The 25,619-nt window shown below is 60.7% G+C and carries 21 protein-coding genes; 2 read left to right on the top strand and 19 right to left on the bottom strand.

Annotated features, from left to right (window positions below; translation table 11 throughout):
- Positions 1-120: 120 nt before the first annotated feature.
- The 5 genes from ACTPOI_RS24340 to ACTPOI_RS24320 all read right to left on the bottom strand — a co-directional run bounded on the left by ACTPOI_RS24340 (position 121) and on the right by ACTPOI_RS24320 (position 5,270).
- Complete coding sequence (locus ACTPOI_RS24340) at positions 121-1,572, bottom strand: sensor histidine kinase (RefSeq protein ID WP_252660331.1); 1,452 nt, start codon at positions 1,570-1,572, stop codon at positions 121-123.
- Positions 1,573-1,661: 89 nt separating this feature from the next.
- Positions 1,662-2,354: a response regulator transcription factor gene (locus tag ACTPOI_RS24335; RefSeq protein ID WP_063459990.1), complete on the bottom strand. Its 693-nt coding sequence runs from the start codon at positions 2,352-2,354 to the stop codon at positions 1,662-1,664.
- A gap of 24 nt (positions 2,355-2,378) precedes the next feature.
- The gene (gene argB, locus ACTPOI_RS24330) at positions 2,379-3,269 is read right to left on the bottom strand and encodes an acetylglutamate kinase (RefSeq protein WP_094288851.1); all 891 of its coding nucleotides are present in this window, start codon (positions 3,267-3,269) and stop codon (positions 2,379-2,381) included.
- 148 nt (positions 3,270-3,417) lie between these two features.
- Entirely contained in the window at positions 3,418-4,521 is a 1,104-nt protein-coding gene (locus ACTPOI_RS24325) for an MraY family glycosyltransferase (protein ID WP_252660333.1), read from the bottom strand.
- Positions 4,518-5,270, bottom strand: coding sequence for a glycosyl transferase (locus ACTPOI_RS24320; protein ID WP_440113849.1), 753 nt, complete (start codon positions 5,268-5,270; stop codon positions 4,518-4,520). Before ACTPOI_RS24320 ends, ACTPOI_RS24325 begins: the two co-directional genes overlap by 4 nt.
- Before the next feature lie 106 nt (positions 5,271-5,376).
- On the opposite strand from ACTPOI_RS24320, the gene ACTPOI_RS24315 reads away from it, so the two are divergent.
- Positions 5,377-9,141 (top strand): methyltransferase domain-containing protein, encoded by a 3,765-nt coding sequence (locus ACTPOI_RS24315; RefSeq protein ID WP_440113846.1) that lies wholly within the window; start codon positions 5,377-5,379, stop codon positions 9,139-9,141.
- A gap of 27 nt (positions 9,142-9,168) precedes the next feature.
- Complete coding sequence (locus ACTPOI_RS24310; protein WP_440113843.1) at positions 9,169-10,467, top strand: tetratricopeptide repeat protein; 1,299 nt, start codon at positions 9,169-9,171, stop codon at positions 10,465-10,467.
- Between the two features lie 53 nt (positions 10,468-10,520).
- On the opposite strand, the gene ACTPOI_RS24305 is transcribed toward ACTPOI_RS24310, so the two are convergent.
- The 14 genes from ACTPOI_RS24305 to ACTPOI_RS24240 all read right to left on the bottom strand — a co-directional run bounded on the left by ACTPOI_RS24305 (position 10,521) and on the right by ACTPOI_RS24240 (position 25,607).
- The gene (locus tag ACTPOI_RS24305; RefSeq protein ID WP_440113840.1) at positions 10,521-11,390 is read right to left on the bottom strand and encodes a class I SAM-dependent methyltransferase; all 870 of its coding nucleotides are present in this window, start codon (positions 11,388-11,390) and stop codon (positions 10,521-10,523) included.
- Between the two features lie 62 nt (positions 11,391-11,452).
- Positions 11,453-12,346 (bottom strand): class I SAM-dependent methyltransferase, encoded by an 894-nt coding sequence (locus ACTPOI_RS24300; RefSeq protein WP_440113837.1) that lies wholly within the window; start codon positions 12,344-12,346, stop codon positions 11,453-11,455.
- A gap of 190 nt (positions 12,347-12,536) precedes the next feature.
- On the bottom strand, positions 12,537-13,817 hold the full coding sequence (locus ACTPOI_RS24295; protein WP_440113833.1) for an ABC transporter ATP-binding protein: 1,281 nt from the start codon (positions 13,815-13,817) through the stop codon (positions 12,537-12,539).
- 32 nt (positions 13,818-13,849) lie between these two features.
- Positions 13,850-14,650, bottom strand: coding sequence for an ABC transporter permease (locus tag ACTPOI_RS24290; RefSeq protein ID WP_440113830.1), 801 nt, complete (start codon positions 14,648-14,650; stop codon positions 13,850-13,852).
- 75 nt (positions 14,651-14,725) lie between these two features.
- Positions 14,726-15,562 carry a peptidylprolyl isomerase gene (locus ACTPOI_RS24285; RefSeq protein ID WP_440113827.1) on the bottom strand — a complete coding sequence of 279 codons (837 nt, stop codon included), beginning with the start codon at positions 15,560-15,562 and terminating at the stop codon, positions 14,726-14,728.
- Positions 15,563-15,748: 186 nt separating this feature from the next.
- Entirely contained in the window at positions 15,749-17,515 is a 1,767-nt protein-coding gene (locus ACTPOI_RS24280) for a cell surface protein (protein ID WP_440113824.1), read from the bottom strand.
- Between the two features lie 187 nt (positions 17,516-17,702).
- A complete protein-coding gene (locus ACTPOI_RS24275) occupies positions 17,703-18,131 on the bottom strand; it encodes a hypothetical protein (protein ID WP_440113821.1) in 429 nt (142 codons plus the stop codon).
- Positions 18,132-18,206: 75 nt separating this feature from the next.
- Positions 18,207-20,669: a type II secretion system secretin GspD gene (gspD, locus tag ACTPOI_RS24270; protein WP_440113818.1), complete on the bottom strand. Its 2,463-nt coding sequence runs from the start codon at positions 20,667-20,669 to the stop codon at positions 18,207-18,209.
- A 666-nt stretch (positions 20,670-21,335) separates the two neighbouring features.
- Positions 21,336-21,896: a type II secretion system protein GspM gene (gene gspM, locus ACTPOI_RS24265; protein WP_252660347.1), complete on the bottom strand. Its 561-nt coding sequence runs from the start codon at positions 21,894-21,896 to the stop codon at positions 21,336-21,338.
- The gene (locus ACTPOI_RS24260) at positions 21,893-23,206 is read right to left on the bottom strand and encodes a PilN domain-containing protein (RefSeq protein ID WP_440113814.1); all 1,314 of its coding nucleotides are present in this window, start codon (positions 23,204-23,206) and stop codon (positions 21,893-21,895) included. The genes gspM and ACTPOI_RS24260 overlap by 4 nt, the downstream gene beginning before the upstream one ends.
- An 11-nt stretch (positions 23,207-23,217) precedes the next feature.
- The gene (locus ACTPOI_RS24255) at positions 23,218-24,036 is read right to left on the bottom strand and encodes a type II secretion system protein GspK (RefSeq protein WP_440113811.1); all 819 of its coding nucleotides are present in this window, start codon (positions 24,034-24,036) and stop codon (positions 23,218-23,220) included.
- Positions 24,037-24,086: 50 nt separating this feature from the next.
- Positions 24,087-24,749, bottom strand: a complete 663-nt coding sequence (locus ACTPOI_RS24250) for a prepilin-type N-terminal cleavage/methylation domain-containing protein (protein ID WP_252660350.1) — start codon at positions 24,747-24,749, stop codon at positions 24,087-24,089.
- A 241-nt stretch (positions 24,750-24,990) separates the two neighbouring features.
- Positions 24,991-25,146: a PulJ/GspJ family protein gene (locus tag ACTPOI_RS24245; protein ID WP_440113808.1), complete on the bottom strand. Its 156-nt coding sequence runs from the start codon at positions 25,144-25,146 to the stop codon at positions 24,991-24,993.
- On the bottom strand, positions 25,143-25,607 hold the full coding sequence (locus tag ACTPOI_RS24240; RefSeq protein WP_440113805.1) for a GspH/FimT family pseudopilin: 465 nt from the start codon (positions 25,605-25,607) through the stop codon (positions 25,143-25,145). The genes ACTPOI_RS24245 and ACTPOI_RS24240 overlap by 4 nt, the downstream gene beginning before the upstream one ends.
- Positions 25,608-25,619 lie beyond the last annotated feature (12 nt).

Raw genomic sequence — 25,619 nt, 5'->3', positions numbered from 1 at the left:
GGCAGGCCACCAGCGCCAGGGGAGCGCTGTCGCACCACCTGTTTGCACAAGTCAATCGTGTATGGAAATGATTCTCGCACAGCCCTTCGGGGCCCGGCAGCCCCGCCTTGCCAGGGCGGGCTACAGGGGGAACACGACCGTCACCAGCAGCCCGCGCCCCTGCGGGCCAGCACCCAGCGTGAGCGCTGCCCGGTGCACACGCGCAATCTCGTCCGCAATGGCCAGCCCCAGGCCCGTGCCCTCGCCGCCCGCACCCGGCACGCGGTAGAAGCGCTGTAGCACCCGAGTGCGCTCGGCCTCGGGCACGCCGGGGCCGTCGTCCTCCACCTCGACATAGGCACGCGGCGGGCCGCTGCGGCCTTGGCGCAGTCCGCAGCGGATGGTGACGACACCGCCCGGCGGCGTGTACTTGATGGCGTTATCCACTAGGTTGGACAGCAGCTCGCGCAGCAGCCAGCCGTGGCCGGTGACATGCACAAGCTGCACGTCCAGCCCCAGGTCCAACCCCTTGCCGGTGGCCGCGTCCAGAAAGTTCTCCAGCAGGGATTCGCACAGGTCCTTCAGGTCCACCCGCTGTGGCGGCTGGGCATCGAGGCTGCGTGCATCGGCACGGGACAGTGCCAGCAGCTGGTGTGCCAGCTGCGAGGTGCGGCGCGTGGCGTTGCGCAGCTTCTCGATCTGATCAACTCCTAAAACAATAGCACCCTGCGCCCTGTCCTCGCGCGCAAACGGCATTTTCCGATCGAAATCCGGAAACGAAACCTGCGGTGGAGCCGCCGCCTTGGCCATCATGGCCCAGGCTTCGACCTGCGCCTGCAGCCCCGCCAGCGGCGTGCGCAACTGGTGGGCCGCATCAGCCACAAACCGGCGCTGCCCTTCGGCCTGGGCATTGACCAGGGCAAACAGGCGGTTGAGCGAATGCACCAGCGGACGCACCTCGTCGGGCGAGGCGGCCTCGTCGATGGGGCTCAGGTCGCGCGGCGAGCGGCGCTCCACCGCCTCGGCCAGACCCACCAGAGGCTTGAACGCCTGTCGCACCGCCCAGTGGATCGCAAAACCCGCCGCCAGCAGCAGCACCAGGTTGGGCAACAGCACCCTGAGCAGCAGTTGCTGGGCCCATTTCTGGCGCGGGTCGGAGCCATCGGCCAATGCCACCACCAGCTCGCCCGCCCCCGTGCGGCCGCGCTGCACGGCCACCCGGTAGGTCACACCGCCAAACTCCACGCTGTGGAACTCAGGGGCCTGCGTGGTGGGCACCGCCCCATGCACCCAGGCGTCGCCCAGCAGCAGCCGACCTGAGGTGTCGCGCACGCTGTAAGCAGAAAACCCGACGTTCTGGCGCAGAAACTCCTCGATTGGCGGCGCGAGCAGCAGCAAGGGCGAAGCGTTGTCGCGGATGGGCGGCGCCAGCACCGAGTCGGCCAGCGCGGGCAGCAGGCGCACCAGGCGCTGGTCGTGCTGGACAGCCGCCTCGTCGGCCGAGCGGTAGTCCAACCAGACCCCCACCAGCGCAAGGGCACACAGCGGCAGCACCAGCATGAGCAACAGCCGGGTCCGCAGGTCGGACGTCATGGCGCGCAAACCGGGCCGCTTGGGGGAAGGGTTCCGAAGCAGCATGGCGGGCGCAGGAGAAGAGGAAAGAGACCGGGGCCGCTGCCCCGTCAAGGGTTCTGAAGTTCGAGCCGGTAGCCGAACCCCCGGATCGACCGCAGCGCCACACCGTGGGGCTCCAGCTTGCCGCGCAGGCGGGAGACATAGACCTCGACGGCGTTCGGCGTGATCTCCTTGTCCCAGCCCGTCAGCGCCTGCAGGAGTTTGTCTTTGCTGGCGGGTTTGGGGGCGTTGATGAGCAGGTACTCCAGCACCGTCCACTCACGCGGCCCCAGCTCAATCACCTGCTCGCCCGCATCGCTGCGGATGCTTGCGCGGCGACCGGCGGTGTCCAGCTCCAGCGGGCCAAAGCTCAGCACCGCCGTGGTGGCGGCCTGCGAGCGGCGCAGCAGGGCCCGCAGGCGCGCCAGCAACTCGGGCAGCTCGAAGGGCTTGACCATGTAGTCGTCTGCGCCCAGATCCAGCCCCTGGACCCGATCATGCAAAGCATCGCGCGCCGTGAGGATGAGCACCGGCATGGCGGGGCTCGCCATGTCCGGGCGCCGCAGGCGGCGCGTCAGCTCCAGGCCGTCCATGGCTGGCAAGCCAATGTCAATGATGGCCGCGTCGAACGACTCGGTGCGCAACACCTCTTCGGCACGCTCACCACTGCCGACCCAGTCCACGGCATAACCCGCATCGGTCAGCCCCAGCTTGATGCCGCTGGCCACCATCACATCGTCTTCGACCAATAGCAAGCGCATGGCGGGCCGCCGAAGTATCAAAAATCAGTGCGACCGGATCATCGTGCCGTAGGCCTGCTCGGTCAGGATCTCCAGCAGCATGGCATGCGGCACCCGACCGTCGATGATGTGCACGGCGTTGACACCGGCCTTGGCGGCATCCAGCGCACCGGCAATCTTGGGCAACATGCCGCCGGAGATCGTGCCATCGGCAAACAGCTCGTCAATGCGACGGGCCGTCAGGTCGGTCAGCAGGTTGCCCGCCTTGTCCAGCACGCCCGGGGTGTTGGTGAGCAGCACCAGCTTCTCGGCCTTGAGCACCTCGGCCAGTTTGCTCGCCACCACGTCGGCGTTGATGTTGTAGCTCTCGTTGTTCTCGCCAAAGCCGATGGGGCTGATGACGGGGATGAACGCGTCGTCCTGCAGCGCCTTCACCACGCTCGGGTCAATGGAAACGATATCGCCCACCTGGCCCACATCGTGTTCGATGGCGGGATTCTTGTTGTCCACCATCTTGAGCTTCTGGGCGCGGATCATGCCGCCGTCGCGGCCGGTCAGGCCCACAGCCTTGCCACCCGCCTGGTTGATCAGGCCCACGATGTCCTGCTGCACCTCGCCCGCCAGCACCCATTCGACCACTTCCATGGTCTCGGCATCGGTCACGCGCATGCCCTGGATGAACTCGCCCTTCTTGCCCAGGCGGTTCAGGGCCGTTTCGATCTGCGGGCCACCGCCGTGCACCACCACAGGGTTCATGCCCACCAGCTTGAGCAGCACCACGTCTTCGGCAAAGTCCGCCTGCAGGGCGGGGTCGGTCATGGCGTTGCCGCCGTACTTGATGACCATGGTCTTGCCATGGAACTTGCGGATGTAAGGCAGCGCCTGGGCCAGGATTTCAGCCTTGTCGCGCGGGGCAATCGAAAGAAGGTCGGTCATGGAGGCGTGCCATCCGAAAGAAGAAAAACAAACAGGGTGAAACGCAAATTGTGCCGCATTCACGGGGCGCACAGCTGTCGGGAGGTTGAAGAACGCTCCACAAACCCGGTTGCCGGGCGACCGGCAGAAACCGGTGGCTCCGGGCTGGTCAGTGGCGCAGCCAGTGCGGCACCTTGAAGCGCACGATGGCCAGATAGGCCATCACATAGCTGACCACAAACAGCCCACAGAACGCCATCAGCAGCAGCGTGTTGTTCCAGAACAGCACAGCGGGCACCACGGTCAGCAGGGTAAAACCCCACAGGTAGGGCGAAGTGCGGTTGTTGCGCATCAGCATGCGGCGCGACTCATCGTCGTGGAAAACCCCGCGCACAATGCGGCGGTAGATGAGCTGGTGAAAATGCAGGGCATCGGCCACCCCCGGCGACACCCCCCGCACCGCCTTGCGGTAGATCGAGAAAATCGTTTCCCAGACGGGGTAGATCAGCAGCAGCATGGGAAACCACGGCGACACATCCGCATTGCGCTGCACCAGGGAAATACTGGCCATGGCAATCACCACGCCCCATACATAGGCCCCGCCATCCCCCGCAAACAGCATGCCCCGCGGGTAGTTCCAGACCAGGAACCCCCCCGTGGCCGCCGCCGTGGACACCAGCAGCGCCGCCAGCGCCCGGTCTCCCACCTGCAGGGCCACATGGGCCAGCGCGAGGCAAACGATCAGGGCCACCATGCCCGCCAGGCCGTTGTAGCCATCGATGATGTTGAAGGCATGGGGCAGACCGGCAACGGCCAGCACCACAATGGCAACCCCCAGCCAGGGAGCCGCCGCCAGAACGGCATCCAGCCAGGGCCAGCCCATGCGGGGAAGGGTCAGGTCCAGTAAAACCACAGCAAGGACACCCGAGGCGCCAGTCAGTACAAGCCGATAGCGGGCCGAAAGGCGCTGGGTCATGTCCTCAGCAATCCCCCCCAAGGTAGCTGGCAACAACACCACCAGCCACCCCCACACCCATCCCCCCAGCCGCAGTGAGCCTGGATCGCCCCACTGCAGTGACTGCAGCACCCCCAGGCTCCAACCACAACCAATCCCCAGAAGCAGCGCAGCCCCACCCAGGCGAGGAACATCACCGAAATGAAAGCGCTGCGGCATCCCGTTGCCGTATGCGGAAGCGTGGCTGCGCATCCATCGCACGACCAACCCGGCCGCCAGCGCAACCACCACGAAAGCCACAAGAGACAACCAAATCATGAGCGGCCGATGGTACCCGTGCTTGCCGCCCCAGCCCGTAACAAAAGACGCGCCTGCGCATATACGGGCGAATTCCAAAGCCTCAGCAGGCTGCGCACATGCCACCGCAAATGACTCCACCGCCTGTGACTGGCACGCTGCCCCGCGTGCACGACATGCACAGGCACCCGCACCAAGGTGCGCCCCAGCAGACGAATACGCAAGCACAGATCCACATCTTCACAATACATGAAGTACGCCTCATCGAATCCACCAACCGCTAACCATACGGGCTGCGGAAGCACCAGGCAGGCCGCATTCACCCAATCGACCTGGCTCTCGTCGCGCCCCAGAAGGCGTCGTCGCCACAACGCCCAAGGGGTAGGCAACTCGCGCTCGCTATCTTGCAACCGCCCCTGCTCATCCAGTTGTACCGGGTACGCACAGCCAGCCCCTGGCTGCCCTGCAGCTTGCACGAGAAGTGCAAAGGGGTCCCCCCCGCCAAGCCGCACATCTGGGTTGAGCACACAGACTGTGGACTCCTCTGCCCCCGCCAAAGCCCGGTTGTGGTTGCTGCCAAAACCAGCGGGTGCTGTATTTTTGACAATTTGAAACACAAATGGCCACCCGCCGACTGGGGCTTCGGGCTCTGCCTCAGGCAAATTTTGCGTCAGCACCACACGCCCAACTGTCTCCGCAGACAATCGGGCCAGATCGTGAAGCAAAGCCTGGACCAGCGCGCCATGACCATGGCTGACCACGGAGATCACAAGACTGCACCGAGAGGTAGGGGAGACATTCATCAAGCCGCCATTGTCCCAGTTCTCACACCGTCCTCTGTTACAAGTGCACTCTCCCCACCGTCATAATCCCCGGATGACGCATTCAACGGAAGATTTGCACGTTTATCTACGTAGTATCACAGCGGGCGAACGCACTTCGCTGTCGGTATTGGCCAGCCTGATTCACAGCAACGCAACGGTGCTGGACCTGGGCTGCGGCAGTGGAGCACTGGGACAGCACGTGACCGAGACACAGGATTGCATTGTGGACGGCGTCACTCTCAGTGAAGCGGAGGCCACCCATGCCAAGCCCTACTACCGCCGCGTGGTCGTAGACAACCTCGAGTCATGCGACTTGGTTGCCACTTTCGAAGGCCAGCGCTATGACTACATTGTGTGCGCGGACGTGCTGGAACACCTGAGTCGCCCCGAAAAGGTCTTGGATGCTTGCCGCAAGCTGCTCAAGACCAATGGAAAACTGCTCATTTCTGTACCCAACGCAGGCTACAGCGGCCTCATTGCAGAATTACTGGAGGGTGAATTCCTTTACCGCGAAGAAGGCCTGCTGGACCGTACGCACCTGCGTTTCTTCACGCGCAAATCGCTGCAGCGTTTTCTCGGCGAGCATCGCTGGGCCTCGGACTCCATTGACACCATCGTCCGGGAGCTGCCCGAGTCGGAGTTCGATGTCGCTTTTGACCGCCTGCCACCCTCGGTAGCACGGCACCTCCTCGGCGTCCCTGACGCTCTGACTTACCAGTTCATTTGCGTCGCCCACCCTACTGCCGAGGCGGCAGCAAACGCGGCAGAGCCCACTGCGCGCTCCGAAATGCCCGTCCAGGCGTTGTTTACGACCCAGCTTTATCTAGGTTACGCGGGTCGATACGACGAGGCTCACAAGCTAACGGCGTCAGGTGTCATTGGCAAGGAGCGCCAAACCCTTTGCTTTGATCTGCCCGACTCAGAACTGCCCGTCACACAACTGCGACTGGATCCTGCCGATCGCCCAGGCTTCGTCCACCTGTACCGATTGACGTTGCGAACTGCACAAGGAGGCGTTTTGTGGCAATGGATGGCTGACTCCGGTTCGCGCTCACTTCTGGCCACAACGCCCCATAGCCAGATCGTCTGGCAGGCCCCATTGCCCGCAGCCTCGGGCGCCACACTGTTGCTGCTTGCTGGGGACGAGCCCTGGTTTGAGCTGCCTATCTCCGCCGAAGCCTTGGCCAACAGCCCGCGAGGCGGCACCAAGCTAGAAGTCGAATTGGGCTGGCCCATGTCGGCGGACTATGTCGCCTTGTCTGGCACAGTACTTCCACTGCACGACCGAATCGTTCAGTTGGAAAACAACTGCCGTGACACTGCGAGCAGGCTGAATCAGGCGCAAGCAGACCTCGCAGCCACACAAAATCGCAACCAGATCCTCGAAGAAGCCAGCCAAGCCGCATCTCGGCAGCGCGCCACCTGGCAGCAAGAAGCGACTCGACTCCGTAGCGACCTGGACGAACTGGCCCAGCATCTCCACAACATCGAAACCTCTACCGTGTTCCGCGCCACTCGTCCCATTGTTCACGCCAAGATGCGCCTGGACCGACTCCTGGGCCGAGGCCCCAAAGCAGCTCAGCCAGCCAAGCCGGCCCACCAGCCCATGCCAGCCACGCCCCCTCAGCACCCGGTGGACATCATTGTTCCCGTATACCGCGGTCTGGCCGACACCCGCTTGTGCGTTGAATCCGTGCTGGCCAGCGCCAACCAGTGTGCCTGGCGTCTGATTGTCATCAACGATGCCAGCCCTGAACCTGAAGTCACGGAATGGTTGCGCGAGCGCGCCACACAAGACAGCCGTATCACTCTGCTGGAAAACACCGAAAACCTGGGTTTTGTCGGCACAGTCAATCGAGGCATGGCACTCAGCGACAGCAACGATGTACTGCTGCTCAACAGCGACACCGAAGTGGCCAATGACTGGCTGGACCGCATTCGCCGCGCCGCTTATGGCGATAGCAAGGTGGCCTCGGTCACACCGTTTTCAAACAACGCCACCATCTGCAGCTACCCCCGGTTCTGCAAAGACAACAGCTTGCCAGCCGGCTACGACACCGCGCGGCTGGATGCCCTGTGCGCCCAGACCAACCCCGGCGCGGTGGTGGACGTGCCTACGGGCGTAGGTTTTTGCATGTACATCCGGCGCGATTGCCTCGCGCAAGTTGGCCTTTTTGACACCGAGAACTTCGGCAAAGGCTACGGCGAAGAAAACGACTTCTGCCAGCGAGCGGCAGAGGCGGGCTGGCGCAACCTGCACCTGCTCGACACCTTTGTGCTGCACACCGGCGGAGTGAGTTTTGGCGACAGCAAAAGCCCCCGCGAGCGCGCGGCCATGGAAACACTGCGCCGCCTGCACCCCCGCTACGAACGGGATGTGATGGCTTTTGTTCAGGCTGACCCTGCGCAGCCCTACCGCCTGGCACTTGATATTGCGCGCATGCACCAAGCGCACTTGCCGGTGGTATTGGCTGTTTTGCACGACCGGGCGGGCGGAACCTTACGCCACGTACGAGAACTGGCCTCGCACCTCACAGAGCACGCCCTTTTTCTCACACTCACTCCGGCGCCAGACCGTTGTGTGCGCCTGGAGTTTGCCACCCGGCATGAGGGTTTTCGGCTCACCTTCCGATTGGAGGATCAATACCAGGATCTCGTCCGGATGCTGACGCTACTGGGAGTCAGGCATATCCACTACCACCACCTGTTGGGTCATGATCCAGCGATCATGGACCTGCCTTCGCAGTTGGGGGTCCGCTATGACTTTACCGCGCACGACTTTTACAGCTTCTGCGCGCATATCTCCTTGACGGGCAAAGACAACCGGTACGCCCCCGAACTGGCGCCTGGCGAGTGCGCATGCTGCTCGCCTCAAGACCCAGCCCCTTCCGGCACAGGCACCGTGGCAGACTGGCGGCACCGCAACCGCCACTTCCTGATCGGGGCTCGCCTTGTGATGGCCCCCAGCCACGACACCGCAAGACGCATGGCAGCCTTTGCGCCTGGAGCGCGTGTGCGCGTCATACAACATACCGACATCGCCGATCGGAGCACAACACATCCATCCCAGGCGCCGAACCCCAGCCCACTGCGGCCGGATAAGCCGCTCAAAATTGCGGTGTTGGGTGCGCTCAGCGCCATCAAGGGGGCGGATGTTCTAGAAGCCACCGCACTATACACAGCCCAGTCGGGTGCACCGCTGGAATTTCACCTGCTTGGATATGGCTACCGTCACCTGCAAACCCAGCCACGAGCGCGGCTTACAGTGCACGGCGCCTATCAGGATGAAGACTTGGCCGGGCTGCTCACGTGGCTGCAGCCAGACATCGTCTGGTTTCCAGCAGTTTGGCCAGAAACGTACAGCTACACCCTCAGCGCAGCCATACAGGCAGGCCTGCCGGTGGCAGTGCCAGATATAGGCGCTTTTGTAGAACGCGTGGCAGACCGTCCGTGGAGTTGGGTCTGCCCCTGGGACCAAAACCCCAAACAATGGGTCGGCTTCTTTACCGGCATCCGAGCGGAGCACTTTGCGCAGGCCGTTGGCCCAATGCCCCCGCCATATCCGCTCATCCCAGCCTCTGGTGATGCCTGGGGCTACATTCGCGATTATCTCAGTGGCGTAGAGTCTGCGCCGCGCGCGTCGGCCCCTATTTCTGCGGAGACCCTCCTGCCCTACGCGCAAAAAGCCTCCGCAACAATCCGTTCAGGCGCCCTGGATGCCTTGGTGCACATGCGCTCCTTGCCCCTGCTCAGCAGCATGGCACGTGCCATTCCGCTGCACTGGCAGCGTCGCGTCAAGAACTGGCTACAGAAGTAATTGCACGGCTTATTCACCACGAACATCATGTCAGACCCCAATCTCCTCCTCATCGAATCCGCCCGCGTACTGATTGACCAAGGCCAGTTGACCGAGGCCGCAGATGTGCTCAATAAGGCACGGGCGCAAATTCCCAATGACCCACGCGTTTACATGATGGCCGGTGTCATGTCCGAAAAGGCGGGTAATGTCGCAGGTGCATTTCAACTCATGCGCACCGGGCTGGAACTCGCGCCCAACTGGGCGCCCGGTATTGTCGTTCTAGCCCAATTGCAGGCCAGGCAGGGACAGCTTGCAGAAGCAAAGGAAAACGCAGCCACCGCACTGCAGCTTGATGCCGAAAGTGGAATGGTGCGAGACGGCGCAATCGATGTGGCACATCACATGATGGACGTCAATTTGGCAGTCAGCCTATTGCAGGATGGGCTGAAGCTGCAGCCGACCAACGCCAAGTGGCGCCTGCTGCTGGCTAACGACTTGAGCCATTTGGAGCGCTACGACGAGGCCCTCGCACTTTGGGATGGCCTGATTGCAGAGTCACCCCATGACGAGAAAGCGTTGACGGGTCGCATGCACACACTGCTCGCAGCAGGTCGTCTGAATGAGGCCGCCGCAATGACAGCAACCTTGCTTGCCCTCGACCCTGCGAACGCGGTTTACGCTTACTACGACGCGCGTGCGAAGGGTCAGACCCCCACCCACCAGCCAGCTGAGCTCAATCGCAAGCTGTTCGATACCGCAGCTCATATCTTCGACCAGCAGCTTGTGCAAGGTTTGCGCTACCAGCTCCCGGAGCAGATCGCGAGAAAACTGGTCGCGCTTCACCCAGATAAAAAAATCCGGCTCCTCGATCTGGGCTGCGGTACCGGACTGCTCGGCGCACGACTGGGCAAACTCGACGGACGCCTCGACGGCGTGGACGTGTCACCAAAAATGCTGGAGCAGGCCAGCCGCCTCAAGCTTTACGACAGCCTGAAAGAGGCGGACTTGCACGACACACTACGTCAAGCAGAGGCTGAATCCTACGATGTGATCGCTGCACTGGAGGTTTGCGTATACGTGGGCGATCTGACGGAGGCCGTTCCTGCAGCTTGGCGCGTATTAGCACCTGGTGGGCGCCTAATTTTTTCCTGCGAAATTGGCCCCGAGGACGGCCCCGACCTGTTTCTCAATCCGACTACTGAGCGGTACGTACACAAGCGCAGTCATGTTGAGGGAGTGTGCCGCGCCGCTGGTTTCTCTGTGGATTCTGAAAACACGGTCTTGCGCTACCAAAAAGGCCAACCCGTGCATGGCTTCGTGATCACGGCACAGAAGATCGCCTAGCGGAAGAAACGCGCGCGGTAAACGCTGGTAGCGGCAAGCAAGCTGCCTTGCCGCTACCCGCCTTTTCGCAAGAGCAGGAAAATTTCATTGTTTCGCAAGACGGTATCGCCGTACTGTTTCAGCAATTGCGCAGGCGGCTGTAACTCCACATTGCGCCGATCTTGCCGCTCTACGGTAAAGCCTGCTTGCTCTACTAGGCTAACCAACTCGTCTGCAGTCAGCCGGTTGAGATGTTGATACTCCTTGAAAACAAACCGCTTGTAGCCCTCCACGCCAAAATCGGCAAACCCGAAATCCACCTCTTCGGCATTGATGGGGCCTTGATGGGCATCAATGATTTGCCACAGCTCCTCCTCAGGCACCAGCAGGTGGTGCCATGGCACATCGTCGTAACGCCGCAGGTGGGAGCCAAACGGTGAGTGGAACAACGGCTCAATCTGGAGAAAAAAAACCCCCCCTGTGCGCAAGCAGGCGTGCAAATCCCGCAGGATTGGCAGAACCTGTTCGCGCTGCACATGCTCAAACGTGGACCAGCTCATGATGCCGTCCATCCCCTTATGGCGACTTGCCAGTGGCGTTCCAGGCAAGATCGTCTCAAAGGTCAACGCAGACGGAATCCTGTGCATGCCCAGTTGCTCACGCGCAATACGAGGCAGCTTGGCATACTCGCGGCGAATATCTACGCCATGGATGGCTGTTGCACCATACCGCAGCACCAGCGATAGATCGGTAATTCCATCACCGCACCCAAAATTGAGAAACCGGGCAGATCGCATATCCAGCACATCGCCCACCCATTGATGTACAACATCGGCCGCGTAGTTGAAATGCGCCCGAAACCACTCGTCACTGATTTGCTCGGCATCCCATGGCGCCAGGCCCCATATACGCTCTTGCAGCTTAAGCCACCAGCTACTGTTCATCACATCTCCGTGAAATGCACCATGTCACAAGACCTTGTACTTCCAGACGCGGGGAAAGCCACTCAGGGCCGACGCAGCACATAGGCATCCTGGTGATTCCAGAAGTGCACTGGTGCCTTATGCACCAGCCTGTCCGCTCCAACGGTTTCAGCGATCCGCGCCAGCACGAAGGCCTCTGACGTGAACGTTGTTCCATACTCTTGTTCATCGATCGCCGTTGACTCACTTGATGCGGCGAAAAAGTACCCCTCCGGATCCAGGGTCACATGGTCAAAGTCGGCAGCCTTGGTGCCATGGGTGCTGAACACGAGCAACCCACCCGGCGCCACCGACTCGTATAGCACCTTGAGCCAGCGTGACCAGGTAGAGCGGGGCAAATGACTAAAAAGGGACAACACAAAGACCAGGTCATAGCGCCCAGGCCATTGCACGGCTTCAGGCATGCTGGCCGAGAGAAAGCCATTCACACCAAACGTTTCTCTGGAGAAACTGATCGCACTTGGCACCACATCCGAGACCTCCACACGGGCAGGCCCCAGGGCCTTGACCAAATGCCGTGTAAATCTGCCATGCCCACTCGCAAACTCCAGCACACGCTGGGTTTTGAGCAGAGGCTGGTCCACGGCCTCCAGTAGCAGCATCAACTCCGACAAGGTGCGCCAACCATCCGCAAGATAGTCCCGCAACGGATTCAAGCTGGAGTGGTGGCCTCTGAAGAATCCAAAAATGTCGTCTTGCTCGGAAATCGTGCAATCCAGGCCCATGACGTTGGTGAACGAGCCGACAAGGTCATTGGTTTCAATGAGCGCGTGGGCAGTCAACACCACATCGCGCTCGTTGCGGGCCCGGGCAAGCACCTGCGCGGCAGCCACTCGGTCACCCCTGCTGAGCAGTTCGCGCCCTTCCTGCAGCAACTGCTGCCCCAGGGTCAATGGTGATTCTGAAGTTGAAGTCATATTCTTTCTATACCGGAGACAGCCGATTATCAAGCGCACGCCCCGAGCTCTCGCTGCCAGCCTGTTGCCCATACCTTACGTAAAAGATGTTGCACAGAACATGTAAGGTTCGCAGCACAATTGCATCCCCAGGCGGACTGATCCGCTGAGGACCGGGACAGAGCGCATGCTGCGCCAAGCTTTTCTGGCACTAGCGCCAGCTGTGCGGCAACCGCACCAGGCCCGGCAGTGGTTTGGGGAAAATGAACCGGAAATGAAGAAACTGGAACCATTCGTCGTAGACAGCCAACCCTGTTTCGTCGAACAGGAATGCACTGATCACGTAGTCCCCGCTGTGCAGCGGCAAGTCTGGGAACGTCAGCACCGACTGCCAAGTACCATCGTTCAACTGTAGAGGCGCCGCCCCCTCTTCGTGTGTTGCCAGCGAGGTGATACCAACCCCTTTGGACTGCTCAATCATAAAACCGATATGGGGTCGTTCTGCACCACGCCCCCGGGCCCGGATCGTCACCATTAGATCTTGCCCCTGTAGCACGGGTGGCTGGTTTCCCACGGGCTCCCCCAAATTTGCCACATCCACAGACAGAATACAGGCACCACCTCCTTCGCCTGCCGCCTGCTGCGGCGAACCTGCGGAACATTGCGGCCCGGCTGCCATGTCGTCCGTTGGAGACTCTTGCGAAGCAGTCTTGGCTATCGATTGGGCGGGCTCATTCGGGGCATTGGCGCCTGTTGCTTTTTCGCGCTCTCGGGTGTGCACGTCGTAGGCAGCCAACACCGCTTCGGTGTTGCCAAATTGCTCCACCCGCCCCGCCTTGAGCCAAAGTGCCCGGTCGCAAAGATGGCGGATGTGATACGGGCTGTGCGAGCAGAACAGAATGGTGCACCCGCTATTGCGGAACGCCGTAATACGTTCGACGCATTTTTTTTGAAAGTTTTGGTCGCCAACAGCCAGTGCCTCGTCGATGATCAGAACATCTGGCTGCACTGCCGTCACCAGAGCAAAGGCCAAGCGTACCGTCATGCCGGACGAGTACGTTTTTACAGGCCGATCCAGTGCCTCACCCAGTTCGCAGAAATCGATGATTTCGGGCTCCAAGCGTGCCATCTCATCATGGGTGATGCCGATCAGGCTGCCAGCAAAGTAAAGATTGTCTCGCCCACTGAAGTCGGGGTGAAAGCCAGCCCCCAGCTCCAGAATGGCCGTCACCCGGCCTACGCGGTCAATGCGGCCATGGCTGGGCTGCAAGGTGCCCGCCAGTAGTTTGAGCAAGGTACTCTTTCCTGCTCCGTTGTCGCCGATCACGCCAATGCATTCACCCCGCCGTAAATCAAACGAAACATCGTTCAGCGCCCAGTGACTGCGGTGTGTGGCCCTGCCCGTCAACAACGCACGCAATCGGGCTCGGGGGGTGGGATATAGCTTGTACTCCTTGGCGACGCCTGCCACCGACAAAACGGTGTCGAGCATGGCGTCTTCTGGATGGGAAAAACTTTTGGCACTCACAACCAGTCCACCAATTGATCGCGGCTCCGAGCCACCAATGCGTTCAAAGCAGCCACTAGCAGGCCCACCCATACAAGCGCAGCGCACCACGCACTCCAATGCGGCCACTGGCCTTGCAGCAGCACCTGTTGATAGCCCATCACAAGGCCCGTCATCGGATTGAGCCACAGCACCCAGCGCCAATCCTGGGGAAAGAGCTGGATAGGGAACAAAACGGGCGAAAGATAAATACCCACGGAAAGCAGAAAGCTGACCAGTTGCGCCACGTCTCGCAGAGCCGCCGCCAATATGGCCAGTGCGTAACCCAGCACCATGCACAGCAGCATTTGCAGCAACAACAAAGGCAGCAGGGCCAAGATGGCAGGCTTCAGCCCATGGGCAGGAATGTAAGCCACTGCCACCAGCAGCAGCAATGGTCCATAAATTGAAAAACTGGCCAGCACCGTGCGTGAAGTAAAGAGCACGGGCGGCAGCGGGTTCTTGTGCAGCAGACTACCAGCATCGATCAAGCTCGTCATACCACGCTGCACCGCATCGCAAAACGCCATCCAGGGCAAGGCGCCAACCACCAAATAGGCGCCAACGGCCCGCGTAGGGGCCTGCTCCCCAAGGCGCATGCCAAAAACCACGTCAAACACCAAATAGTACGCAGCTACAGTAAGCAACGGCTGCAGGTACGGCCAGACAATGCCCAGCGCCGTGCCAGTGTGGCGCGAGGCCACCTCACGGCGCGTGAGAACCCACACCAACATGCGCGCGCGCCATAACGCGCGCGCTTCGTTCCAGATAAAGGTCATGAGCGAAAGGGTTGCGGGCGGACGAGCCGCCTGCTGTGGCTTTTCTGGTCTGTTGTTGCTTTTGGCAACGAGCTGTTACTTGCCGCTCTGCACCGGAATGCCTGGGCCCTTGGCGTAGCCTGCAGCAAAGGCTTCAATCGCCTTGGTGTCGGGTTCCACGCCTTCGCCCAGCTTTTGCGCGGCCTTCACGCGGGCGTCTTGCGTCACGCTGGCACGCACTTCCTTGAGCAGCTCTTCCTTCACTTCGTCAAAGGTGCGCGTGGTGGGTGCTTTGCGATCTTCCAGCTTAAGGATATGGAAGCCAAACTGCGTTTCCACCACACCACTCAGGTCACCCTTCTTCTGTAGGGCAAAGGCAGCTTCTTCAAAGGCGGGCACCATACGACCTTTGGCAAATAGCCCAAGGTCGCCACCGCGTGCGGCGCTACCCTTGTCGGCTGATTGCTCTTCTGCCAGCTTGGCAAAATCGGCGCCCCCCTTGATGTCGGCCAACAGCTTTTCGGCCTGTGCGCGCGACTCAGGCTTGGTACCAGCAATCAGAATGTGCCGCACCTGCACTTGTTCGCCCACCTGGAAGCGCTCTGGTTTGGCGCGGTAAGTGGCGCGAGCCAATTCCAGCGCAGCAGCATCGCTGGGAGCATTTTGGCTATCAATGCGCTCCAGCATCATGTCCGACAACACTTTGTCGCGCGCGAGCTGTAGCATGGCCGCTACCTTGGGGTCTTTGTCCAGCCCTTCTTGCACCGCCTGCTGACCCAGCGCGCGGCGCACATACATGTTCATCGCCACCTGGCCCACGCTCTGCTTGTTGGCCAGCACCATAGGGCGCATCTCTGCGGGCATGCGCATCAGTGCATCGGCTTCGATGTCGGTGGTGGTGATCGCGAATTTGCCGCCTTGGATCAGGGGCACTGGGCCTGCCGCATGCACCAAAGATCCACCTGCCAGAACGGCAGCAGCAAGAGCCATGCTGCGCATTGGCGAGAAACAGGTTGTCATCAAGAGCTTCATGGATAAGAAAACAAGTTGTGAAATGAAAAAAAGGCGGGGAAGACCCCGCCTTTTTGGATCGCGTTGCCGCGATTAAGTGCCCACGAATTAACGCGTGAAGCGGTGTGCCCAGTTGATACCGTAGGTACCAGACACGCCAGCACCAGCTTGTGGGTTGCTCAGCTTGATGAAGGACTCACCCAGCAGTGGCAGACCTTGGGCTGCGTTGGTCGTATCGATCACGCCCCAGCCGTTGGTGTAGAAGCCGGAAGTGACCGTGTTACGAGCCACCGAAGCGCCCAGAACGGAGTTACCGGTGTCTTGGAAAGCCAGCACGCTGACTTCACCGCAGAACGACACGGTGCTGGCGGTGCCAGGCGAGAACACGGGGCCAGCCGAAGCGGAGGTTTCTTCACGGTCGAAGAACTTCTGGCCGTCAGCGAACACGCAAATGTTGCCAGCGGTGTCCACAGTGGTGTTGCCACCAGCCTTGTACGTACCAGCACCCGTCGTGTAGTCAGCGCTCACAGCAGGGTAGAACCACTCACCAGCTTGCGTGCCGTTGGCATTCAGGTCGGTGAACAGACGGTACTTGGCGTTGGCGGTCGTTGGGCCCGTAGCGCCAGTCGTGCCGGTCACAGCAGCGTAGTTGGCAGCCACGTTGTAACGGCGTGCGGGCATGGAGAACACCCAGTCAGTCTTGGCCGTGATGGAGGCGTCCAGAGCGTACTGGTTGGTCACCGACTTAACCGACAGAGCCGTCAGCAGCGCCGTGGATTGTGCCAGCGTGTTAGCGGACGTAGCGGCGCTGAAGAAAGGCGTCGACAGGTCAGGCGCGTCGTAGTTCAGCATCGTCAGTGCAGCGGTCGTAACCTTGGCACCAGCAGCGTCGAACACGTTCACGTTGCGGAACAGCGGGTCAGCGGTCACGCCGTTGGCAGCATCGGCACTCAGGGTCACCAGGTTGTTACCCAGTTGAGCGAAGTGGCGGAAGTTACCGACAGCAGGAGCAGTACCAGCGCCCGTGTTAGCCACGATAGCGGTAGCAGCGCCAGAGAACGTCGTGGTTTGTGGCACGTTGATGATGTACCAGTCACCCATCAGGCCGCCCGAACCGCTGTCCAGACCAGCCGTAGCCGCTTGCAGCTGCGTGGTGTAGTCAGCAATAGCTGCGTTGTTCAGCAGAGTGCGAGCAGCAGAACCAGCCACAGAGCAAGGAGCCACGCCGCTGACGTGCTTAGTAGCGGTGTACAGAGCCGAGCGGTTAGGGCCTGCGGCGTTCAGAGCACCGTTGGTGTCAAAAGCCTTCAGCGCCGAAATGTCAGCCACGTTGAAGATTTCAACGTAACCTTCGCGGGTCAGCGCGTTGCGCTGAGCTTCGGTCAGGTACGAAGGCAGACGGGCGGAGGAGTTGTTGAACGACTGAGGCACGCCAGCAGCCAGAGCGGGCACCGTGCAGGTGTTGTCGGCAGTCACGATCTGTGCCAGACCATTGGCGTCTGCAGTAATAGCAGCAGTCCACACGTCGCCAGGCGACAGGAACACTTGGAAGTCCAGCAGATCGTCAGAGTTCGAGGCAGAGCGGAAACGCACCTTGGCGACCTTGCCGTTGACTTGATCAGTGTTGGTCACGTGCAGAACGGTCATGTTGCCGTTTTGCGCATTGAAGTAAGGCACGATCAGAGCGTGGCCCACGCCTGCACGCGTCACTTCGAGGTTGTTGGCCGTAGGCGCAGCGATCTTGCCAGCAGCCATGTCAGCAACGGTCAGAGGCGTTGCGCCGGTACCGACGATCACGTCGGCCGAAGCGGCACCAGCGAAGCCCAGGCCACCAATCATGGCAGCAATGCTCAGGGCCATCACATTTTTTTTCATACAAGAACTCCAGTTAAAAAAGTTGGTAAGCGCAACTACCACGATTGATTACGCTAGGGAATCGTAGCACAGCACTTCTGGGAACTACACTTGATTACGCGGGCCCATTCTTCTTTGTTGACCAAATACAACAGTCCCAAATACTCAAATATCATCCCCTGGGCCTGCAAGGAGCCGCCGCGAATCTTTACAGATCCTGGTAGCGCCACCACTGGCCGTCTTCCAACAGCCAAGTCTCACTCAGGTGGGTAGCAATGGTACCCAAATTCATGCCCACCAAGGCAGGTGCGGCACTGATTTTAATGCGGACTGTGCATTTTTCCGGCTCACACGTGACATTGACGGGTTCAGCGTCCTTGAGGGACACTGCGCCGCCAAATTGCATGCGAAACTGCTCAACCGTATGCAGCTTGCGGTAAGAGGGGGCGGACAGGGCATAGGCCTTGGCGTGATCCCCAGCAATGCGGGCCTTCCAATATTCGGCGGCACGCTGCTGCACCACCTGCTCTGGCGTGCTCGACATGGTGGCGCACCCCACCAACGCGGTGGTCGTCATGGCAACCAAACCCACCGCCCGCAAACTGCGGCGCATGCGGCTCCACAAGAAGTTCTTCATTTCATCTCCTTAAACTATCACTAGCTACCATCAATAGAAAATTGACATGGGTCGAGCAAAACGGTAGCAGACCCTTTACTGCGAAGGTGCAGGCTGCACAGCCGCCCCCTCTGCGCCACCCGTGGCAACGCGAGGCTGGGCACGCTCGCGCATTTCAATGATGTTCAACCCCCGCAGGCGATCACGCAGATCCTCGCTGACCTCGCGGATCTCAGGATCGGTGCGAACCACTTTGGGCGTAATGACCACCAGCAGTTCGGTGCGCGCACCGGTGTTTTCGCTATTGCTGAACAGGGCCCCCACCAACGGTACGTCCTTGAGCAAAGGCACCCCCGTCTTGCCCGACGACCGCTTGTCCTTGATCAGCCCTCCCAGCACGATGGTTTCACCGCTGCGCACCGCCACTTTGCTGGCAATTTGGCGCTGCATGAAGATAGGCTGGCCGTTGGCACCAGTGCTGGGCGACTGGTCAGTCATGACCTGATCGATCTGCATCGTGACCAAGTTGCCAGCATTGACAGAGGGCGTCACCGCCAAGTTCACACCTGTATCACGGTACTGAACGGTGCTGGTGGTGGTGCTGCCAATATTGCTGTCAATGATGCTGGAGAGCACCGGAATCTGGTCGCCCACAGACATGGATGCGGTGTGGTTGTCCAACACCATGAGCGAGGGGCTGGAAACCACCTTGAGTAGATCCTGGCTGGCCAGGGCATTCAAGATGACCCTTACGTTGCCCGCCGAGTTGATGAGCGAGTAGGTGAACCCCTTGCCCGCACTGACGTTGAGGTTGCCACTGTTGCTGGCGTTGTTGGTGCCTGTGGACAATTGCCCCGTCCCAGAGCGTCCGCCCCCCGTGCCACCGCTAAACGCCCATTGCAGCCCATATTGCAAGGAGTCATTGAGGGTGACTTCGATGATAGAGGCATCAATAAGCACCTGGGTGGGCGGCAGATCCAGCCGCTTGAGGGTGGATTCGATTTTGAGGAATTCCGAACGCGTGCTCCACACCAGAATGGAGTTATTGAGTTCATCGGCCATCACACGCACGCCACCGATGTTTGTGGCCGTACCCGTGGCGCCCGTCTGGGCTGCCGCGTTCTGGCCCGTGCGGTTCTGCGTATTGCCAAAGGCGTTGCCAAATCCACCTGCGTTGCCAGTGCCTGTTCCCGTGCGGCCCAGGCTAGAGCCTGTATTGCCCCAGGTGTTGCCAAAAGGGCTGGTGTTGCCAAGCCCCTGCTGTTGACCGAATGACAAACCCCCACTCGTACCCAACCCTGGAGCCACTCCGCTGTTGGCGGCATAGCCCGCGTTTTGAGTAGCCCCAAAAATACCCGAAAGCACACCGGCCAAGTGCTTGGCATTGCCGTTTTGCACGCGGTAGATGAACAGCTGCGCCTCTGCCCCGTTGTCACTGGGCTGGTCGAGCTTTTCAATCCAGCGGCGCGCCTCCTCCAGATAAGCAGCACGTGGAGTAACAACCAGAATGCTGTTGAGCCGCTCCACCGGCATGATGCGCAGCGCACCAAACAAGGGGTTCCCCTCCCCGAGCATCGCAGCGGAAGCCGCCGAGGCCGCCCCCGCAGATCCACCGGTCACCGCAACAGTGGAGCCGCTCGGCGCGGTGGGACTGGCCTGGGGAGAGCCGCTGACAAGGCGCAGGGCTGCTTCAACTTCCTTGATGGTGGCGTACTTGAGCGGAAAGAGCCCCACGGACATGCCTTTGAGCAAGTCCACGTCGAAGGTGTTGATGAGATCGAGCCAACCTTCTGCCTGACTGCGTGTACCGGCCAGCACCAACAGATTGCGAACATTGTCCACCCGCACAATGGCATCGTTGGGTGCCATGGGCCGCAAAATGGTAGCCATCTCTGCGGCACCGATGTACCGAAGCGGCACAACAATGGCGCCATACCCCGGAGGCAACGGCGCTCCATTGCCCGTCACTTGCCGCACGGCACTGCCCACAGTGCGCAAAGCATCGGCCCGCCCCACGTGGTATGTGCCCCGCGCATCGCGCACCATTGCAAGCCCGTTGGCCTGCAGAGCACCCTCAAGCAAAAACACCGCCTGATCAGGTGATATGGGTGCACGGCTGGAAAGTGTGACAGTGCCACTCAACGGTGGATGCAGCACGTAGGCCATTTTCAGGATGTCCCCCAAAATCGTGCGCGCAACTTCCGCAACAGGCGCCTCTTCGAAATTGAAAGTCAGTGGAGGCCCATCCACAGTCGGTGCGGCTTTGGCAGGCGCCAGAATCTGATCGTTGCCCCGGATGTAACGCGGCTGAGAGGCAGCTGGCGCGACGTCACTGGCAGGCCGAGCAGACTCGGAGGATTCCGTTGCAACAGGCGCGCCGCCTTGCCCCCCGAGAGTCGGCATATCCGCCACAGGTTGCCGCAGAGCATCTGACGCAGGATTTGACACGCCCTGAGCAAGCACGGCTTGGCACGCTGCCAATGCCGCAACGGTGAGTACAAGTCGGGTTGAATTCATAAATTTACGCAAGCCCTTGTGGGGAAAATGATTACGGTGCACGTCACAGACATCCTCAGTGCGCCGCGCTGCCGCCGAAAACGGGTTGCAACAGCCGCCCCCCCGCGCGGGACGACTGTGGCGAAGGAGCGCCAGCCCCAGGAACAACTGACGGCGCGCTGGGTGGCGCCTGCACCGCCCGCACAGGCGCGGACGGCACGCCCGCAGACGGAGCCAACCCCGTGTATGTTGTCACCGCCGCTCGCGGAAGCTGCAGCACGCGGCTCTGGCCACTCCGAGTGAAAGTCACGCTTCGGTCCTGAATATCAGACAACAACCAGCCTTCCACGTTTTCGTTAAGACGTACGCGTCGATGCTTCCCGGCGATCTGAATAATGACGCCGCCATCCTTGTCGCCCCTGAAAAGGCCCGACAGTTGCGCCGTAGTGAGGTTGTCCACAGGCTCCTTTTCCTGCGGAGGCGGAGGTGGCGGAGGAGGACGGCGTGTAGGCGAAAACACGGGCCTGTCCAGCATCGCTATGAACTGGCTTGTGTCAGCTGGCGCCACACCCGGGACACTGGGCACCATCGCCCCGTAGTCAGCCGTTTGCGGTTTGGGCGCCTGCCAGCGCACGTTGCGCAGATGCCCCGCCGAGTCAAACCACAAACGCGCGAGGACAAGCGCCAAGATGACATTGAGAAGCACAAGCATGTGCAGCGAGTATTTTTTCATGAACGCTCTCGCAACACGCTCAGGGTAAATTGGGCGGACAGCCGAGGCGCCAGCTTGGGGTTGAGGTTGGCCAAGCCACCCTGAACCTGAATGTCGATCTCGCTGATGACAATGATGGGCTGCTGATTGCCCAGCACCGCCAATGCACTTTGCACAGCCAGCATTTCCCCCTCTGCGCGCACAACCAGAGGAATGCGATCAAAGCCCTTCTCCTCCTTAGAGGGAAGAACTTGGCTGCTCAATACTTGCAATCCAGCAGACGAAAAGATGTCTCGCACCTTCTGTTGGGCCTGGTTCCCCGTTTGGGCATCGTCTTGCGCCATCGGGTACACGAACTGCTTTCGCAATTCAAAGGCTTTCAATTTGGCCGCTTCAATGTCGGCGCTTTGCAATTCGAGCCCCAGAAGACGCGCATGTCGCGGCTCGATCTGCGCAAGGCGCTCTACCCCCCAGACATGTTTGCGATAAACGTACCAGCCTCCCGCAGCAACGGGTGCCAAAGCCAGGGCGCTGATGAGAAAAAGAAGTGCGGCGCGGCGCAAGGCGGGCTTGTTCATGGCGTTTCTTTGCGCTCAGGCTTAGCGGTGGCAGGCTTGGGTTGCGGTGGCGCGGACTGCGCTGGCCCGCCGCCAAACACTGGCACAAGCGCCCCGCCAGCCGCAGGTGCCGTCTTGGCAGCAACCGGCGCGCTGGGTACCGACGCCAGTGGAGCAGATGCAGCCGCCGCAGACGCAGACGCTGCTTGCGGAGGCGCTACCGCGATGGCAGATGCCGCAGGTGCCGCAGATGCAATGGGCGGTACAGCAATTGGCGTTGCACCTTGCGCAGTAGCAACACCAAATTCCTGAGGATCAACCATGAACTCGATCACGAAATTCTCTTTGGAGTTCGCCCCCCCTGTACGCGTCGCAGGGTTGGGAGCGCGGACATCACGGACGCCAGACTGTTCTCCCAGTATTTGCATGACCGCCGAAGCATTGGACGTGAGTCCGTTGAGGGTGACCTTCTGCCCTTTCAGCGTAAATGCTTGCAGTGCCGTGTCGTCAGGCAGGATTTTGGTGAGGCGATCAAGGACACGCAGAGGCTCAATGCGTCCTGCAAGCAACTCCGACAAGGCTCCGAGTTTTTCTGCCGATTGCATTAGGAGCTCACGCTCCTTTACCAAGGGTGGTGTACGGTGCACTACAGAATCATGGGCCTTTACCGCTTCTATGGCACGCGCTCGCAGTTGCAAAGTGGGAGTGATTGCAATCCCCCCCACAATAGCCAGAGCCAGCGCCAACAAGCCATAACGAACCCTTCGGCCTCGTAGACTTTTTGCCTCACGAGCGCTTTCACCATAACCCGACAGCACGATGGGCGAACCCTGATTGAGCGTAGCCCATACCTCTGCCCCCCCCCTTCCCAAGCGGCTGGCCTGCTCCTGCAGATACTGCGCAACCTGCTTGGATGACGCCAGCGCCAGTTCCACTTGGCTGTGTCCCTCGGGTTGCCGGCGCGCGCAGTAACCCCAGACCAAATCGTGTTCAGCAAAGGGGCTGATCGCCCGGGCCTGCAACAAGGCAGCGCTCGCAATATCAGACTCACTCATGGCTGGCATGGTCAGCGCGCGGCGCAACAACAGGTCTTCAGGGATCTCCAGCGCGTTGAATTCGGCGTTTCCACCTTTGACGCCATTTGGAACACGCACCCCACCCCGCCACAACGATTCGCCGCCATCTGCTTGAAAAAGTCGAACAGATGCCTCCGGTGTAAACCAGACAAACGGGGGCACATCCTGCAAACCGGCCCATGCCTGGCATACGTCGCGCCACAAAGCGTGAAAATCGACCCCAAAAAATCGGGCGTCAGATTGGATGGAGGACATAGCGTTGTACTTCAGGGGTTCTTGCGGGCTAGCGGCTCAACGCCAACTGTCGCGCGAAAGGTGTGCCAAGGGGCTCCGTCGGGAGTGCGTGCATCCAGGGCGACGCTGCGCGAAATGCGGACATAGCCCCCGTCTGCCATAGGCACACGAGCCTGAACTTGCATGCGCCGGGAAACAGAAGCGTCGAGAAGATTGGAATCCAGTGCCGAGGTGTCTACTCCCACTTGGCCTGCATCACGCGCTGCGGCGATTTGTGCGGCCACAGCGGTATTACCCCCGGCCAACACAGTGAGCACACCAATCGGCGCAGCCATAGGATTGACGCGCCCGGTACCTCGTACATCAGCCGTCAAAAGGTCGGCAAGTCTAGCATAGAGGTCATAGTCGATCCCTGGCACTTGCAGCAAGTCCTCAGGTGCCTCAAAACTGAGCGCCCCACCTCGGGACGTCCGCCCAAGGCGGGTCTGGACGATGCTTTGCGCGGCAGTTTGCGCAGCATCGGGCGACAGCCCTCCCGCCACAACCAAGAGCCGCTCCAGAAGCGGTGGAGTTGCCATATTGATATCGATGAGCCCACTCAATGGCATGACTTGCACTTGCATAGCCACCCCGCGATAGACAACCTCGGTAAGGAGCACTTTGGATACCGGCTGGTTGCTGGCAAGCAGCGCCTGCAAGGCAATTTGAATAGCACCCTCTCCCAGCGCCTGGGCTTCAACTTCTTGCCGGGCCTGGACAACTGCGCGGCTCTCTGACCGAATGGAGCGCGTGATCCCGGTGGCGATAATGCTGAGAGCCGCCACAGTCCACAGGACTGCCAGCAATGCCATCCCATGGCCGCGTTCGCGCTTAAACGCGCCTACTGCTGCAGATGCCACGATCAAGTCCCCCCAAACACCGGGCCACTGGAGCGTGGGTCACTGGCAGGCAGCACCCGAAGCGGAACAACGATATCCGGCCAAACACCCGCGACCGTTTGTATGGAGATCATCACGCGATCGGGCAAACGATCAGTCACTGTCCACTGCGGCATAGATGATGGCGGCTCTCCAGCCGCATCCTGGTACTGCAATGCGAGCCTCGTGACACCCGAGAGCAACCCGACGCTCTGTGCGGAGGTCCAATCCGGCTGGATGCCTCCACCTTCCCAGAGCAGATACTGAAGCAGGAGAACCCCCCCCTCCGCGACGCCAAGCCGAAAGTGGTAACGCCCGCCCGCTCCATAGCGCGCGGGCATGACGCCCACCCAGGTCATGAAGTCCGAAGCACCATTAAAGAAAAACGGACTCGAGCCAAGCTCAACCGGCAAAGTCGTCTTCTGCGCAGACACACGGCCGAGCACCGAACGCAAAAAACCATTCACGACGCGCAGGTCGTCCACACGCTGCAGCCGATCATCCACGCGAACCTCGGTCTGCGATGCTGTGCGCAAAGCGGAACCCATTGCCAACACAAGAAGCGACATCAAGACAAGAACGATGAGCAACTCCACCAAGGTAAAGCCGCCCCCCCTGCCAACATTGACACGATAGCCACCAGTCATCGACGCACCTGTTCTGGCGGCCTGCGCTGAGGGCGCAGCGTGGTGAGATTCAAGCTGCGTAAGCGTTCGCCCTCCCCCCAGGTGACGGCGATACCGACCTCATGCAGCACGGGGATCGTCGGTCCAGACAAACCAGTGGAATAGGGCGCCGACTGAATTCGCCACTGATAACCAGCAGACTCCCCGGCCTGCTGCCACCCCCCCTCAGGGACGGTATCACGCAACGCGAGCAACGACTGTGCTAATACGGCTGCACGTTGGTATCGTTCGATATCCCATGCGCTGCGGACGCCCCCCCCATGATGCGATACAACATGCCCAAGGAGAGCGCCATGATGGCAAAGGCCACCAGCAACTCGAGCAGCGTCAGGCCACGCTGTCCATTTTCGATTCTCATGGCAGAAGAGCTTCCTGCGTGGTTCGACCCGAAAGCCAATCCACACGCAACCGGGTGCCCACCCCAGGCGCACGCAGTATCTCTACACTTCCACCAGTCGCACCGCCCGAAGGCAGAAATCGGATGGACATTACACCTTGAGAAGCGACCTCACGGTCTGCCACAGTGACGCGTAACAGCAGCGACTCGGGCAAAGTCTTGAGCGGCTCGCCATCCAAGCCATAGCGGCGACGCCCCATATCAACAACAAAACTAACATCCCGCCCACCACTGATCGCCAAGGAGCGGGCTAAGCGCATTTGACTGAACATGGTGCGAACGGCATCACGGTACTGCGAGCCGTCGCGCATACGCTCATAAGCCAGCGGCACCAGCCCAGCAACCAACGCCATGATGGCAAAAACCACCAGAAGTTCAACCAGCGTGAAGCCCTGCTCGCGCCGCAAGGGAAATCCCGCCATGGCCAGCAGCTT

It is taken from the genome of Acidovorax sp. BL-A-41-H1, assembly GCF_051942715.1.
This window is presented reverse-complemented; position numbering and strand designations above follow the sequence as displayed.